General features: G+C 40.3%; 8 protein-coding genes. 2 read left to right on the plus strand and 6 right to left on the minus strand.

Annotated features, from left to right (window positions below):
- Positions 1 to 45: 45 nt before the first annotated feature.
- The 6 genes from M0R21_00255 to M0R21_00280 all read right to left on the minus strand — a co-directional run bounded on the left by M0R21_00255 (position 46) and on the right by M0R21_00280 (position 12,613).
- On the minus strand, positions 46 to 501 hold the full coding sequence (locus M0R21_00255) for a MarR family winged helix-turn-helix transcriptional regulator (protein MCK9616248.1): 456 nt from the start codon (positions 499 to 501) through the stop codon (positions 46 to 48).
- 154 nt (positions 502 to 655) lie between these two features.
- The gene (locus M0R21_00260) at positions 656 to 2,794 is read right to left on the minus strand and encodes an RNA-binding transcriptional accessory protein (GenBank protein ID MCK9616249.1); all 2,139 of its coding nucleotides are present in this window, start codon (positions 2,792 to 2,794) and stop codon (positions 656 to 658) included.
- A 50-nt stretch (positions 2,795 to 2,844) separates the two neighbouring features.
- On the minus strand, positions 2,845 to 3,525 hold the full coding sequence (locus tag M0R21_00265) for a methyltransferase domain-containing protein (GenBank protein ID MCK9616250.1): 681 nt from the start codon (positions 3,523 to 3,525) through the stop codon (positions 2,845 to 2,847).
- A gap of 1 nt (position 3,526) precedes the next feature.
- Positions 3,527 to 5,479 carry a gliding motility-associated C-terminal domain-containing protein gene (locus M0R21_00270; protein ID MCK9616251.1) on the minus strand — a complete coding sequence of 651 codons (1,953 nt, stop codon included), beginning with the start codon at positions 5,477 to 5,479 and terminating at the stop codon, positions 3,527 to 3,529.
- Between the two features lie 103 nt (positions 5,480 to 5,582).
- On the minus strand, positions 5,583 to 8,873 hold the full coding sequence (locus M0R21_00275) for a T9SS type A sorting domain-containing protein (protein MCK9616252.1): 3,291 nt from the start codon (positions 8,871 to 8,873) through the stop codon (positions 5,583 to 5,585).
- Positions 8,874 to 8,899: 26 nt separating this feature from the next.
- Positions 8,900 to 12,613, minus strand: a complete 3,714-nt coding sequence (locus M0R21_00280; GenBank protein MCK9616253.1) for a PKD domain-containing protein — start codon at positions 12,611 to 12,613, stop codon at positions 8,900 to 8,902.
- Between the two features lie 301 nt (positions 12,614 to 12,914).
- On the opposite strand from M0R21_00280, the gene M0R21_00285 reads away from it, so the two are divergent.
- Positions 12,915 to 14,288 carry a redoxin domain-containing protein gene (locus tag M0R21_00285; protein ID MCK9616254.1) on the plus strand — a complete coding sequence of 458 codons (1,374 nt, stop codon included), beginning with the start codon at positions 12,915 to 12,917 and terminating at the stop codon, positions 14,286 to 14,288.
- 498 nt (positions 14,289 to 14,786) lie between these two features.
- Entirely contained in the window at positions 14,787 to 17,660 is a 2,874-nt protein-coding gene (gcvP, locus tag M0R21_00290) for an aminomethyl-transferring glycine dehydrogenase (protein ID MCK9616255.1), read from the plus strand.
- Positions 17,661 to 17,838: the final 178 nt, after the last annotated feature.

Below are 17,838 nucleotides of genomic sequence, written 5' to 3' on the forward strand. Positions count from 1 at the left end.
ATTTTTCAGGGGTATATGGTATCTTATTGTTTATATAGCTGGTTTTTAAATTCCGGAATTCGATCCTAAGTTATGTTTAATTAACTCAAGTGTCTGAAAAAAAGCAGTTATTTGCTCTGGTGTCAGCCCGGAAGTAGCTTTACGGTTCAATTCATCAACTACACGATGAACTTCCGGAAGTATTGTCCTTGCCTCCGGTGTAAGCGTGATGAAGGATGCACGCCTGTCGTCGGGGTTGGTTGTTTTGGCTATCATTTTAATTTCTTTAAAATAGTCCATTATTCTGACCATGGATGCTTTGTCAACAGAGAGTAAATCGCAAAGTGCCTGTTGTGTGCAATTTTTACTGAGATATTCTATAGCCAAAAGAATTGCAAAATGTTTATGGACTGGCAAATGGTCAAGATTATGGATGAGTGTGCAATAATAACGTCGAGCTACCAGCGAAAGACGTTTTCCGTAAGGGAAATGTTCAAAAAATTCGGCTTGAATATCCGGCATGATTACCATTTTAAAACGAACTGCAAAAATAGTTCTTTTTTTAAATTGGTTGACAGTGCTAACTATTTTTTAATAATTTTTTTACTATTGCCCGGTAAATCTATATATCATCCCTTACGGGATTTTGGTTAACTCAAAATTTGCAATTTATCCCTTACACATCCCGCATGGTTAACTGGATGCGTTTACGGTCGCGGTCCACCTGAAGCACCTTGACCATCACTTTCTGATATAGTTTTACCACCTCGTTGGGGTCTTTTACAAAGTGGTTGGTAAGCTGGCTGATATGTACCAGCCCGTCCTGATGTACTCCCAGGTCAACAAAAACTCCGAAGTTTGTGATGTTTGTTATTATACCTGGCAGGGTCATTCCTTCTTTTACATCATCAATAGTATGTATTCCCTGGGCAAATTCAAAAGTATCGAATTTTTTCCGCGGGTCTCTACCCGGTTTTGCCAGTTCCTGCATGATGTCGTTCAGGGTAGGCAGTCCTGCTTTAGGGTTTATAAATTCCTTCAGGTTGATTTTTTTGCGCAACTCTTCTTTTTCTATCAGGTCTTCCACTGTAGCGCCTTCTTTTTCAGCCATACGATATACTACATCGTAACTTTCAGGATGCACGGCACTCCGGTCGAGGGGATTTTTGGCATCGCGTATGCGTAAAAAACCTGCTGCCTGTTCAAAGGCTTTTTCCCCGAAACGGGATACTTTTTTCAGTTCTTCGCGTGAAGCAAAAGGTCCGTTTTTTTTGCGATGTTCCACGATATTTTTTGCGAGTAAATCGCCCACTCCCGACACGTATGAAAGGAGCTGTTTACTGGCGGTATTTACTTCCACACCCACGTTGTTTACGCAACTTACCACAATGTCTTCCAGCCCCTGCTGGAGCAGTTTGGGATTAATATCGTGCTGGTATTGTCCCACGCCTATGGATTTTGGATCAATTTTAACCAGTTCGGCAAGTGGATCCATCAGTCTTCTGCCTATTGAAACTGAGCCACGGACGGTAACATCATATTCGGGAAACTCCTCGCGTGCCACCGCCGATGCCGAATATACCGATGCGCCGCTTTCGTTTACTATTACGGCAATAACATCCGTATCAAAAGGAATATGTTTGATAAAATTTTCCGTTTCGCGTCCTGCAGTTCCGTTACCTATGGCGATAGCTTCTATCTTATAGGCTTTCACCAGAGTTTGAATCTTATGCATGGCTTGTCTCACTTCACTTTGCGGAGGATGTGGGTAAATAGTTTCGTTATGGAGGAGGTTTCCTTGCCTGTCGAGGCAAACCACTTTGCATCCGGTGCGGAAGCCGGGGTCAATGGCAAGCACATTTTTCTGCCCCAGCGGAGGCGAAAGTAATAGTTGCCGGAGGTTTTCGGCAAATACGCGTATTGCTTCAGTATCGGCTTTTTCTTTTGCCCATTGTCGCATCTCTGTTTCCATCGAAGGTTGCAGCAGGCGTTTATAGCTGTCTTTAATTGCCATTTTTACCTGTTCTGCCGAGTCATTGTCGGCTTTAACAAACAAATGCTTCAGAATAGCAATGGAATCCTCCTGTGAGGGCTCTATTCCCACTTTTAAAAAACCTTCATTTTCACCACGAAGCATGGCAAGGATACGATGAGAAGGCGTTTTGTACAGGGGCTCGTTCCAATCGAAATAGTTTTCATATTTGCGTGCTTCGGGCAATTGCAATTTTGATTTAAGTAATGCCGAACTGATTTTTGCTTCTTTTCCGAACAATGTCCTTAAACGTTTTCTTGCGATAGTATTTTCATTTATCCATTCGGCAATGATATCTCTTGCACCAGCAAGTGCTTCTTCAGTACTTTCCACCCCTTTTTCTTTATCTACAAAAAGCAAAGCTTTTGCATTCAAATCAAGTGGATACTGCGCCATTATCATCTTAGCCAGCGGTTCCAGACCTTTTGTTTTGGCAATGGTAGCTCTGGTTTTACGTTTGGGACGGTAGGGCAGGTAAATATCTTCCAGTTCCGACATAGTAAGAGCTTCATTTATCTGTTTTTCGAGTTCATCGGTTAGCAATCCCTGCTCGCGTGTGGATTCGATGATGCTTTCGCGACGTTTATCCAATTCGCGGAGCTGGTGTACACGGTCGCGTATCTGCGAAATTTGAACTTCATCGAGGCTATCGGTAGCTTCTTTGCGGTAACGTGCAATAAACGGAACGGTAGCTCCCTCGTCGAACAGCGATATGGTATTTTCTACCTGCAGAATTTTAATATTTAACTCTGTAGCTATGGTTACAAAATGTGATTTCTGCATTTATTCTTTTTTATTCGGGAAGGCAAATGTACGAAAACTAACCGGGCTTTTCAGTCTTTTGTTGCTACAAGCATCCAGTTGCTGTATATCCCCCTCAGTTTTATTGTAAAAGTATTTGTGAAGATATTTATAAATTTCTTTTCCAGTTGAAAAGCTGAAGCAAGACTGTCGCCGTCGAAAACAAATTTATTGAAGACAAGCATTCCGTTTGGTGCTAAGTTTTCATTCAGGTTTTGTAAAAACTGTATCGTTTCGCAACAGGCAGGTACGATAATATCTTCATAAACGTCAACAATAATCAGGTCGTAGTTTTCGTGTAAAGTATCAATATATTCGGCAACCTCGGCTATTATTATGTGTAAGTTGGAATTTTCAGCTACAGAAAAGTATTTTTTTGCCAGGGCTATCACCTTTTCGTCGCGTTCGATGCCGGTAATTTTGCAATCCAGTCCATATTCATTTGTAAGAATAGAAGCTACACTTCTTGCCCCGAAACCGAGAATAAGCACTTTTTGAATGTTTCGTTGCCTGATGTGAAGTTTTTTGAATGTTTTTTGAAAAGCGGTATGCAACCCTCCGAAGGAATAGTTGCCATTGAGAGAATTCAGCATCAATTTTCCGCCAACCAAAACAACCTCAAGATATGGATTAAGTTCAGAACCTGTTTTTTCAACAGAAATCTCAGAAAAATAACTTACAAATTTTTGCCATAAAGTTGGCGAAAAGCTCATATCATCGTAATAAGGTTACGCAGCCTCTTTTGGTAACTTTATTTACACCTTCTACGCTTCCGGCAACGTTGAAGCTCATTGTCCATGTGTAAACACCTGCCGGACTGGGTTGATTTTTATAAGTTCCATCCCATCCCTTGCCCACATTGTTTGATTCAAAAACGAGAGTACCCAGTCTGTCATATACCGAAAGGTTAAAATTCCGGATTCCGTTATCGGGTCCAAGTGCTCTGAATTTATCGTTAAGTCCGTCGTTGTTAGGTGTGAAGGCGTTGGGTAGCTTGAAATCAAAAAGAATGACTTCCACGGTATCGTATTGCACGCAGCAATTGTAACTTTCTGTCATCACGCTGTAATAACCCAATGCGTTAACAGTAATCGTCTGCTGGTTTCCAATTACATTGTTAGTAGAATCGTACCATTGGTAAATTTTATTTCCGTAGCCGGCATCAAGATTCATGAATGAGCCTGGATACATGTAAATACTGTCGGGCAGGTTTATAACCGGTAACGGGTTAATTGTAATTTTACGTGTAAAAGAATACTGATTTCCTGAAGGGGCAGTTTCAGTAAGTGTAACATCATACTCACCTGGAGCGTTGTACACATGGTTGGGAAGCATGTCAGTTGAAGTACCTCCATCGCCGAAATTCCATAGAACGCTTTGTATATAGGAATTTTTGTTCGTAATTTCGAAGTAAGTGGTTTCTTTAAAGCATTTGGTATCGTATTTAAAGAAAGGAATGTCGAAAAAACTTTGTACAAAATTAGGGAAGCCGTGTATATTCCTTTTGGTACTCATTACAATAGCTCTTTGATTGTAGCTACAATCCAATCCAGCCCAGTTAGGATTGTTTATTAATCCCAGAGTATCAGAATCATAACGTCCGACATAAATTTTTCCATCAGTTGCCAATTGCAGCGAAAGCACATCTTTATCTGAATTATTGGGCACGCCATCATTGATCAATACCTTGGAATCCGGTATATTCGAACTTTGCAAATCAAATTGGTACAAGTAATTATTATCAGAAGCATTATTGTATTTAACAGTAGTAACATATAAGTATTTCCCGTTTGGAGAAAATTCCAAGCCATTAGCATAGGTATCGCTAAAGTTATTAAACTCGGTAGCAGGAATGGTAATAAGATTTTTCACTTCCCCTGTTTTATTGTCGAAATCATATACTTCTACGATATTTTGCCCCATGATGGAACAAGCAAGCTTTTTACCGTCGGGTGAAGCTTTTAAATACCCGATAGGATCTTTTGTCAATGCATTTCCGGTTTGCAGCCATCCTATATTGCTTCTAACAGGAGTTTTATGCAGAGCAGTATCAATAAGGAAAGCGTCCCATTCATTGCTGTCCCAGGGGTGTGCTATTACCCAATATCCTGTTGAATCATGATTTCTTACTGCTGTTATTTTTTCTGCAACATAGGGCAGGAGTTGTTCGTTTTGCGGCCACCAAAGTCCACCTGTGCCTCCATTTAAAGTGTTATTAAAAACTGAGAAATTCAGTCCGTTTGTAATATATCCGCTTGGATATTTCGGAATCAATAGGTCAATGGTAAACAGGAAGCAAAGGTTGGGATTGTTTGGATGTGGTACAAGGAGAGAGGATTGGGTTGCACCAAGGTTACCTTTCATACTATTTGCAATCTGCTGGAAGTCCCTGTTCCAAACCTTCATCCCATCCGAAATGTAAAGCAGGTTACCGTCTTCATCAGATAAAGCCGTACATCCCTTACCGTTTCGAAGTACATTTTGGCTTGTAATATCTTCAAAAGCAGCTCCGGGAGTACTAAATTTCAACCCTGAATTTTCAAAAAAATACCAGTTGTCGGCTCTTTTTTCATATTTTTCCGTACAATCATTGGGTGTTGGCAATTGCGCTATGGCTAAACTACTAAAAAATAATGCTATTGTAATAAAACATCCTAATTTTTTCATTCGATATTATTTGTTTACTCAATTTTAATTTACTGTGCCTTATCTGTACAAAGAGGTTTGCAAATAAAGGATTTTTTTTTATTAAAGTAAAACTGAAGTTAAATTATTGTTTAATAACTTTAACATTTTTCGCCCAACCATCCCCATTTACTGTAATAAAATACAAACCAGACGGACGGAAGCTCAAATCTATTTCTTTCATGCAACTGTTTCTGCCATTACATTTCAGTTTGCCTTTTATTGCTATTCTTCCATATGTATCAGAAACAATGTAATCTGCATCTTTAAGAGCCCCCGAATACAGCAAAATAAATTTCCCGTTGGTGGGATTTGGGTAAATATATACGGCATTTAGTCCGCCATTTTCTCCAATACCATAGTCGCATTCAGAGAAGGCAAATAAAATAGTAATGGAATCGGAGTTGCTGCAACCGGTAGCAAAATCGTGTACTCTGACCCAATAGGTTTGCATATCGAATGCAATGCCGGTAGTTTTCACTTCAATAATTTTCTGGTCAGAACCGTTAGACCAAAGGTATTCGGCACCCGGGTTTCCGGCATTGAGGTAAATGGTGTCGTAAATACACGTGATGATAGAATTGGAATCCTGTCCATAAATATGTGAACCGGTGGGTATCAATTCTATTTCGGGTAGTGATTTAACATAAACATCTACAGCACCTGGAACATAATTTATACCGTCATAAACCTCAATAATATATTTTGTTGATATTTCCGGGTTAACTTCGGGGTTGGGAAGACTACTGGTAAAGCCTTCGGGGATAGATTGCCATGCATATTGATAATTTCCGGTTCCACCGCTAACGCCTGGGTTCAACGTAGTTGTTTCACCTTTACATATACTATCTGGACTGGCATAGGGAGCCACTGATACAGCCCCTCCGGGAACGCTTACATTCATAAAATCGCTGCTTGTACAACCCCATCGGTCAGTAATCGTAAGCCAGAACTGCTGGTTAGAAGTCATGGCTACTGTTGTCGGATTGGCAATATAAGGATTATCAGAGATTAATGCTTCCGGTTCCCAATGAAATTGATAAGGGGGTGTACCGGATTGAGCCGATCCTTCAAGTATTGTGCTGGTTCCATAATCAATAGTTTGGTCAATGCCAGCATCTGCAACCGGGATAGAGTGTACGTTCACCGTTATTAAATCATCCATTGTATTAAACCCATCGTTGATTAAACAGGTATATTGAGTTGTTTCTCCGGGTGTTATAATAGGGTTTTGAATTGTGGAAGTAAAACCCTCGGGGACAGAAGACCATTCCCAGGTATAAGTTCCGGAACCTCCGCTGGGCAGTGCATTTAAACGTGTCGTATCACCTAAGCAAATATTTGTTCTGTTGGCAGTTACATTAACGGTCAATACACCCCCTGATACAGTTACCTGCATATTATCAGCAGAATAACAGCCATTGGCGTCGGTTGCTTTCAACTGGTATGATTGCGAAGCATACAAATTTACGGTAACCGGTTCCTGTACATCAGGGTCAACGAGCATGGCAGCAGGTTCCCAGTGATATGTGTAAGGGACCAAGCCCTGGCTTGCCGAACCATGCAATTGGGTATAAGTTCCCATGGGTATAGTCTGGTCATTGCCGGCATTCGAAATAGGGTTCTGGAAATAATTTATCGAAACAGTCCCGCTCATCATGGTGAAACATCCTTCATACGTACCTTTTACAGAGTACTGACCAACGGAAGTCTGGATTCCGAAAGAGATAGCCGAGCCAGTTCCGTTGGCAATAGAGGGAGGAGTCGTAGGGTTGTCATTGAGCAATAGTTCATAGATGCCATTTTCCTGCGAACCGGATAAACCTATTGGCACACCGCCTGCATTGGCACAAACCTGTCCTCCGCCTGTTACGGTAAAAACCTCCGGCAGAGGTTTTGTACTTACGGAAACACTTCCGGTCATCATTATATAACATCCCGATTCAGATGCTTTTACTGTGTAATTTCCTACAAGAGTTTGCAAACCGAAACTGATAGCGTTTCCATTACCATTACGGGTAAGTGGGGGTGTCAAAGAAGCATCGTTCAGCAGCAGTTCATAGGTTTTTCCGGATTCCGAATTGCTAAGACCCACCTCAACACCATTAGCACCTTCGCAATACGAACCTCCGCCTGTAATATTGTACTGTGCCGGGGCAGGTCCAACGATTGTATTTATCGTTGTGTCTTTTGAGCATCCGGAAGGGGCTGTGTAAGAATACGTGATGGGAATGGGAGTACTAACGGGTGCAAGTGAAGGATCAAAAATGGCTTTGTCATTGCCGATATTTGTGATGCCGGTTCCGGAAAAAGTTCCGTTTCCGGTAGCAGGGTTGTGAGTTCCAGTTATTGTATCTACCTGAGCAGTCTGGCAATACGAACTGCTAAGCCCGTTAATTTCTACAGTTGAGGGAGCTCCGTTGGTAACCTCAAATGGGAAGGAAAAGATAGAACCCGCGTTGTTTCCGCAAAGATCGGTTATCGTACTTACAATCTGCAGGGTGTAAGTGCCGGGATTAAAAATAGGAGGGTTGAAGGTAAGATTGAATTTTTTTTCCTGGTCGCCAAGAAGGCAGTTTAATCCGGAAGCCATTGTAACGTTATACACTTCATCATTGGGACCTTTTAAAAGAAAATCGGAACCTTGTACAGTTGTACACATCACATTTTCAGAAAACCACATGTAAATATGCGATGAGGGCTGGCATCCCACGTAGCCAGCAACAGAATCAATAGCAGGAGGTACATCGTCATAGATGCTTGCAGTAGAAGAAGTGAAATCAAGGAAATACCCGCTTTGCGTCTGGCTCCAGTTGCTGACGCATAAAACGTAGATTTCTCCAGCATTTACCGGCAAATCGGCATTCCATTTATTGGTATTTCCTCCATTATTGCAATGATTTACCCCGCCACTTGCAGAGCTAATCCCTGTAATACCATGGTATCCTGGTCCTCCGGCAGCATTGCAACTCGATTGCATGGCAATTGCATTGTTATATATTTCGCTGCACTCATGTTCGGTAAGGTTGAAAACTGCCCAGTCGTAATCGTCATTGTCATTGTAGGGATCAATGGAAAAACGCAGAAGACCACTCGTTTTTACGGTAATAATATACCAAACATCATTTTTTTCACCATCCATGCAACTGTTGGGGCAAACTTGTCCGCTGTGTATTTCATTAGGGAAATTACCTGTGCCAATAAAACTATTTGGCTGGTCGTAAGTACCCTGGCAAACTGGGATTGCACCAAGGCAATCCTGAACAGTAGGAATTTGTGCCGTTAAAGATTGGAGGATAAATGCAGTAAAAAATACAATTACAGAAAACCGTATAAACAATTTTCTTCTACGTAAAAAAAAATCCAATACATTCATAACCTTAATTTAACGGCACGATTTATTTATTTTTTGATTAGTTTGATCAGTCGGTTAATGTCAGTATTGGTAAGTTTCAGAAAATACACTCCTAAAGGCAATGATCTGACATTTAATGGAGTAATAAATGTCCCTCCATTTAAGCCCGAAAACTGTTTGCTGTAAACAACCTGCCCGGATGAGTTAAGTAATTGTAAACTGATTTCTTTTTTCACGCCTTTCATCGTAAGGGTAGTTATATCTTCAGAAGGATTTGGGTATAAGTTTAGCGAAATGTTGTCATTTTCTCCAATCCCATAGCCGCATTCATTGAAAGCGAAGATAACTACTACTTTATCGGTATTTGTACAGTTTGTAGGTTGTGAAAAATCGGTAACTTCCACACTAAAGTCTTGATTATCGTATGCAATACCGGTAGTTTTTGTAGTAATAGTTTGCGTTGCGGCTCCATTCGACCAAAGATAACGTTTATTGCCACTTCCTGCATCAAGAGTAATTGTATCGTAAATACAGGTGAAAATGGTATCTCCGTTATTACTTACATGGATGAATCCCTGTGTTAAGTTAATTTCCGGTAAAGGATTTACATCTACATTTACATTTCCTGTTTTGTTATTGAAGCCATCATTTACTGTAACAGTGTAAGTATATCTTGTATTACCTAAAGGGGGAGTAACAATTGGTTCAGCAATATTTAACTGGGATGCTAATGAAGGATCTGTTGGATTAGACTCCCATGTGTATGAATAGTTTATAGATCCAGCTCCTCCGGAAGGATTGGCATGTAATTGAGTACTTTCGCCTATGCAAATAGCAGGTGATTGAGCAAATGGAGCAATACTTAGTGGACCTCCTGTAACTTCTACGAGTACAGAATCCACATCACTGCATCCTTCATTGTCCCAAATTGTAAGTTGAAAATATGTAGAAACGGTAAGCTGCTTGGTGCGTGGATTTGCAATAGTTGGATCCGAAAGCGAATCGGCGGGCGACCAACTGTAGTTATAAGGCGTCGTTCCTGAGGTTGCACTTCCGTGAATAATGGTAAAAGTTCCGTTTGGTATGGAAACGTCATCACCTGCATCGGCAACAGGTAATGGGTTTACGGTAATGGTAATGTTAAAATCTTTAAAATTGCCAAAGTCATCAGTAACCCTGAGCTTGTAAGTGGTTGTAACTTCGGGCTGAACAGTAATGTCTTCAAGATTTGATGTAAATCCCGGTGGTGTTGATGTCCATGAAAAAGTGAGATTTCCTGCTCCACCCGAAATCATTGCATCAATATATTTTTGTTCTCCGTAGCAAATTTTTGGTGGATTAGCAAAAATGCTACCGTTAATCGGATAGCCTGTAATGTTAACTGCTGTTGCATCAGAATTTACGCATCCACCGTCCTGATCGGTAACTGTAAGAGTAAAAAAAGTAGTTCCCCTCAGGTTTTTAGTCTGTGGATTGGCTACTGTTGCATCGAGAAGTGAATCTGCCGGTTCCCATTGATACTGATAATCGCCCGAACCTCCAGTAACTGTTCCTGTTAATGTAGTACTTGCACCATAAGATATAGTTTGTTCTTCTCCGGCATCAACAATTGGGTATGGATTTACAATTACAGGTTTTGTAATTGAATGAGTGCAACCATTGTTTGTAGTTACAAGTAATGTAACATCGTAAGTACCAAAGTTAGTGTAAAGATGATCCGGATTTTGGGCGTTTGAGGTGTTTCCATCATCAAAGTCCCATTCCCAGGAGCTAACAATGCCCGAACTCACAGTTGAGGCATCCGTAAATTCTGTCTGAATGCCATTGCATTCGGTTGTTGCATTAAAGTATGCAACAGGTATTGGATTAACCGTTACAGTAGCATTTCCACTTACGGTTCCGATACAATTAGCATCCTGAACATGGGTAAGTGCGTAAGCCGAACTGATTGTAGGTGTTACGCTAAATGTGTAAGGAGATGAATTTATCACTAAGTTCTGAGGATTGCCTCCGTTGGTAGTGTAAGTTACATCCCAGGGTGATTCACCGGTAAGTGTAATTGTAATATCGGTGCTTTCGCCAAGACAAAGAGATGTTGTTCCGCTTACCTGAGCCTGAACAGGACAAATACACGATTGGCTTCCACTGATTACCTGTGGAGTACAATCTACTTCATCTGTTACTGTGAACGCATAAGGTGTACTTTCGGGAATCAGGTTGCTGGTAAAAATGTAGGGTGGTCCTGCAGAAATACTTCCGTTGTTAGGAGTTATGGTATAAGTAGAAGGCATCCCTCCTGCAATCTCGAAACTAACAATGTAGTGAAGGTTGTCGGGTTGGCAGTCAGCTACTACGTTGGAAACGGTCAAAGGCGGATCTATTGCTACATTTGCCGTACCGCCAAATTGTGTCGCAGTACAATGATTGTCTTCAACATAAGTTAGTGTGTAGGTAGTGTTAACTAATGGAGTTACGGGAACAATATAAGTGCTGGTACCTATTAATGAATAAGTCTGTACATTCAAACCGTTAGAAATTTTTATTGTCCATGGCGGGGAACCTGTAAGCACAACAGTAAGATTTGTAGAGTTGCCTTCACAAATAGTATCTCCTCCCATTAAACCGCCTGTGGGTCGGGGATAAACAATAACATTCGTAGTGGTAGGCTGGCTGGTTTGTCCGTTCACCGTTATTGTTAGTGAATATACGCCTGCATTTGCCAGACTAACATTAAATAATACCGGATTTTGCAGGTTTGATATAAATCCTGCCGGACCTGTCCAGTGATAAGTAGCTCCCACTACTGGGTTAGCATTAAGTATCAGGGTTTCTCCTACGCAAAGGGGGCCGTTATTACCTGCCGGAGGAGGAAGTATTGTACAGTCGGTAGAACCACTACCACTGGTTTGAGAAAAATTAATATTACAAGGCTGTTGGGAATAATTTGTAATTAACAGGATATAATACTGCCCCGTAGAAGCGCTATAAATATCGCAGGTTTCTGTGGGATTAGGAGAGTAACTACAATCAATTACTTTGTTGCAGGTAAGTTGGGTACAGGATTGCTGATTTAAAAACGGACCCCAGCAACAAAAATCAATATCTTTAGATGGGGTGCTATACATGTAAATATGTAAATCACCGGGATTTGCTATTTTCATGTAATACCATGCAGGATTTGGAGTTGTTGATAAGCAGTTATAGCAAGGACCCGATTGCGCGCTTCCGGCACCAACTCCTGCCGGAAACTGGTAATTGGTTCCTGTACAGAATGGAAGAGCCGAATCACATAAAAGGTTTTGTGTAACATTTTCAGGAAATAAAATCGCATTGGATAACTGAAACAGTTTTTCCGATTTTTTTACATAAGCGGTTTTTTCTTCCGTATTCATTTCATTTCCTGATTTTTGAGCTTTGTCTTTTAAACTTTGCAGTCGGCTTTTTAAAAAGCCTATGCTATACGATTTATTTGCCGAAAAGCCCAATATCGTACTGTTTAAATCTGATTGATTACAAATCAGTATGGGATCGCCATACACAGCATTGAGAAAATAAGATTTTTCAAACAAATTGGGAAATAGACTCATATTCACCATAAAATAATGGTTTACATTATCTGAGCCTACAAATACCGACATTTCATCGTTAAAATTCACCATCTTCTTATCAATGGTTGAAATAGGTGTCAGTGAAAAATCTCCCGCTCCGGTTTGTGTAAAACTCTGGAGAGAAAACGAAAGACATAAAAATGTCAAAAGCAAAGGCAATAAATTTTTCCCCTTACCTAATTTGATGTAACTAAGCACCATATAATAAAAAATTAAATTTACGACTGCATTTTGTTAATAAAATGTTTGCAACAAACAGCCTGTTGAAAACCGACGCCAATATTAATAAAAAATAATATTGATTTACATACATACTATAAAATTTAAGATGTTTCCCCGCAGGTTTTTTCCGTAAAATCACCTGTTGCAATTCCGTATGTAAAAGTACATAAAAAAAACTATTTTCGCAAGACCGTTTACCATCATCTGTTCATTAAGGAATATGTATTTAATCATGAAAAATTTATTAATAGCATTTATTGTACTATTTCCCCCTGTTATAGCTGTAAGTCAAAATTATACAATAAATGGTACCATTACCGGCGTTCAAAAGATACCTGTTTATCTTTATACATATTACGGTGAGAAAACCAACCTTCTTGATTCAACAGTTACCAGTAACTCCGGAAATTTTACATTTTTACTGAAAAATGCCACACTTCCCGGAATATTGAAAATAAACATAGGAAAAAAAACCGCATTGGATATTATCTTTAACTATGAAAATATCAGTTTTCAGACCAATCTATTGCAACCTTTGGAAAATACATGCTTTACTGCCTCGCATGAAAATATTGCGTACTATTTTTATCTGTCTGAAAAGAAAGCAACCATGCAGGCACTCGAATTGTTGCATCCGCTGATAAATGAATATCCCCTAAAGGATGATTTTTTTACAGAAACAAAAAAAGAATTTATAAACCTACAAGCCGGATTCGGGGCAATATGCGACAGTATCATTGCCGCTAATCCTGGTTCCTTTGTAGCAAAGATCGTCAGGATGGAAAAATTTCCACCCATCAGCCCCGAGTTAACCGCCATAGAGCGTAACAATTTTATGCGGACGCATTTTTTCGACGGAGCCGACTTTTCCGATACCACCCTTATCAAAAGCAATATTATCAGTTCGCGTATCATTACCTATCTGTCGTTTTACCGCAATCCGCAGTTAGATAAGGACGAACAGGAAGCCTTGTTTATTAAAGGTATTGACACCATTATGCAGAAAGTGGCAACAAACGAAACCGTGTATGCTTTTGTGCTCGAATACCTGATTAACGGGTTTCAGAAGTTTGGTTACGAAAAGGTGCTGAATTACCTTGCTACGCATAACACTCTGGCGGAAAGTTGTATCAACAACGAACGGAAGCAGGAAATCCTGAAAAAAATAGGCAATCTGCAACGATTAGCTATCGGGAAAACGGCTTCGGAAATTGCAGGGAAGGATTTGCAGGGAAAACCCTTCAGCATGGCGGAAACAAGTGCCTCTTTTACATTAATTGTTTTTTGGGCATCGTGGTGTCCGCATTGCAGCCAGATGCTTCCACGTCTGTGGCAACTTGCCGATACTATTCCCTCTGCAAAATTTCAGATAATTACCGTTTCTATTGATACTGATGAATCTGCTTACAAAAAAGCAATACAAAACTTTAAGGGAAAATGGATTCATCTTTTTGATGGCAAAGGATGGGACGGAAAAATAGTAAGCAATTACGACGTGTTTGCAACTCCCACGATGTTCCTGCTCGACAACAATAAAACCATACTGGCAAAACCTATTACTTACGAAGAGCTTATCAAAGCATTGCGCGATTGTAAAGTGTTGTAGTTTAAATGTTAAGTAAGGATGTTGTGAATCACAACATATGAAAAAAGTCAGATTTAATAAAATTAAAAACAGTATCGCAAATTCATCTAAACGATGGTTTTTTTATTAACCATTTTGTGGTTTTATTAAATATTTATTTCCAGATATTTAGCCAGCCGATAAAGCTCTTTACCGTTCGTTTTTCTACTTTTTTACCAATAAGGCTTTGCATTATATCCCGGTATTTTTGACATTTGAATGCAACGGTCTTTTGTTGTCAACTATAAAAAATCATCGTCATTGACTTTGAAAAATTTATTTTGAACTATAAAAAATCCGTCGTTAATTTATGAAAGCATCTTCATTAACCATAATAAACACATTGTAAACTTGCTAAAAATAAATTCAGCAAGTTATAACCGAATATAACTTTATAAATTTAGATGAGCGTGTGATGTCCGTTTTCCCCAAATCTTTATACATTTGCCGGAAAAATAAGAATACAAAAACTTATCCTATATGCTTACAAATAACTTTATTACCCGTCACAATGGTCCCCAACCTGCTGAGGCAGAAGCCATGTTGAAAACCATTGGCGTTTCTTCACTCGAACAACTGATAGATGCTACCGTACCGGCTTCCATACAATTAAAGGAAGAACTTGATTTGCCCGTCGGCATGAATGAATATGAATATCTGCAACACATCAGGGAAATAGGGGCTAAAAATAAACTGTACAAAAGTTTTATCGGGATGGGGTATTACAATACCATCACGCCGGCTGTTATCATTCGCAATATCCTTGAAAATCCGGGTTGGTACACTTCCTACACTCCTTACCAGGCTGAGATTTCGCAGGGAAGACTCGAAGCCCTTCTCAATTTTCAGACTATGGTAAGCGACCTCACCAGTATGCCCCTTGCAAATGCCTCTTTGCTCGACGAAGGAACTGCTGCCGCAGAAGCCATGATAATGTTTTTTAACTCCCGTTCGCGTGAAGCTGTTAAAAACAATATTCATAAATTCTTTGTGGATGAAAATATTTTTCCCCAAACAATAGACGTTCTTAAAACCCGGTCGTTACCTCTTGGAATTGACCTCGTAACGGGCAATTATTCTGGTTTTACTTTCGATAACAGCTTCTTCGGAGCCATAGTTCAATTCCCTGATGGCATTGGAAACGTTAAGGATTATACAAAATTTGCGCAGGAATTGCACGAAAAGCAAATCATGATAGCCGTAGCCGCCGATTTGCTTAGTCTGGCATTGCTCACTCCTCCCGGTGAATGGGGCGCCGACGTTGTAGTGGGAAGTACCCAACGTATGGGCTTGCCAATGGGTTTTGGTGGACCGCACGCAGGATATTTTGCTACGAAAGAAGATTTTAAACGTAATATGCCAGGACGTATTATCGGCGTTTCGGTAGATGCCAATGGTACACCTGCCCTTCGTATGGCTTTTCAAAAACGCGAGCAACACATCAAACGCGAAAAAGCTACTTCCAACATCTGTACGGCTCAGGCTTTGCTTGCCATCATGTCGGGAATGTATGCCGTTTATCATGGAAAAGAAGGCATCCGCAAAATTGCCCGCCACATAAATATTCTTACGGGGGTTCTTTCACAGGAAGTACAGAAATACGGCTACATGCAATGCAATCAATACTTCTTCGATACACTTTGTATTCAATTACCTGAAACTGTTTTAGCAGAAAATATTCGCAAACAGGCATTGGAAAACAAGATGAACTTCCGGTATATTGATAATCGTAACATCGGAATCAGCATTGACGAAACTACAACCCTTCATGATATCAATTGTATTCTTTCAATTTTTGCAAAAGCAGCAGGTAAAACATTCACAACATTTGTTTGCAATCCTGTTGAATGCGAAAAAATACAGACTATCCCGGATACGTTATTAAGAAAAAGTAATTTCCTTACCCATCCGGTTTTCAACACCTATCATTCGGAAACCGACATGATGCGTTATATCAAAAAACTGGAAATAAAAGACTTATCGCTTAATCGTACCATGATTCCTTTGGGTTCGTGTACCATGAAACTGAATGCAGCCGCAGAAATGTTTCCTATTACATTTCCTGAATTCGGCGGTATCCATCCTTTTGTACCTTGCGACCAGGCCGAAGGTTATCACATACTTATAAAGGAATTAGGTAATGATTTATGTAAAATTACCGGTTTTTCGGCTATTTCATTTCAGCCCAACTCGGGTGCTGCCGGCGAATATGCAGGGCTGCTTGTGATTAAAAAATACCATCAAAGCCGTGGCGAAGGTCATCGCAACATTTGTCTGATACCCGCTTCTGCCCACGGCACTAATCCGGCAAGCTCACACATGGCAGGAATGGAAGTAGTGGTAGTACTTTGTGATGATAAGGGAAATATTGACATCAATGATTTAAGAAATAAAGCTATACAATATAAAAACAACCTTGCCGCCCTCATGGTTACTTACCCGTCAACCCATGGTGTTTTTGAGGAAGGAATACTCGAAGTTGTAGATACCATTCACCAGAATGGCGGACAGGTGTATATGGACGGAGCCAATATGAATGCCCAGGTGGGATTAACCAACCCTGGAACAATAGGAGCAGATGTTTGCCATCTCAACCTGCATAAAACCTTTGCCATACCTCATGGAGGTGGTGGACCGGGAGTAGGTCCTATTTGCGTAGCTTCCCATCTTGTACCCTTCCTGCCTTCTCACATAATGTTACAAACCAATAGTGAAAATGTTGCTGGTGCTGTTGCATCCGCTCCGTTTGGAAGTGCATTGGTGCTTTCCATTTCGTATGGTTACATAAAAATGTCAGGAGGAAAAGGATTGACACTGGCAACCAAATATGCAATCTTTAATGCTAATTATCTGAAAAGCTGTCTCGAAAAATATTATCCCATATTATATACTGGAAAAAATGGTTTCGTAGCCCACGAAATGATTCTTGATTGTAACGAATTTAACCGTACCGCGGGAATTGCTGTGATAGACATTGCCAAACGGCTTATGGATTATGGATTCCATGCACCAACGGTAGCTTTTCCGGTACATGGAACGCTCATGGTTGAACCTACCGAAAGCGAACCTCTGAGCGAACTCAACCGCTTTGTGGAAGCCATGATAGCAATCCGGAAGGAAATAGATGAAATCGCCGAGGGTAAAGCCGACAAACTGGTGAATGTGATTAAAAAAGCGCCCCATACTGCCAGTATGGTAACTGCCGACGAATGGATTTTACCATATTCACGTACAAAGGCAGCTTATCCTGTAGCTTCACTTAAGGAAGATAAATTCTGGTGCCCTGTAACCCGAATTGACGATGCTTGGGGCGACCGTAACTTGGTTTGTACTTGCCCGCCAGTAGCAGATTGACAATAAATACGCTGGCGGATACCTTTTTTAGCATTGTTTATGCTGTGTAATGGCGTTTGTGTAGTAGGATATTTTTGTATATTGCACAACTTATCGGTTTAAGGTATGTATAGCTATCAGCGTTTTAACACAAACACCAAAAAATCGGGCAACTGTGGTTTCCGTTTTTTTATACTAT

It is taken from the genome of Lentimicrobiaceae bacterium, from assembly GCA_023227965.1.
GTDB lineage: Bacteria > Bacteroidota > Bacteroidia > Bacteroidales > JALOCA01 > JALOCA01.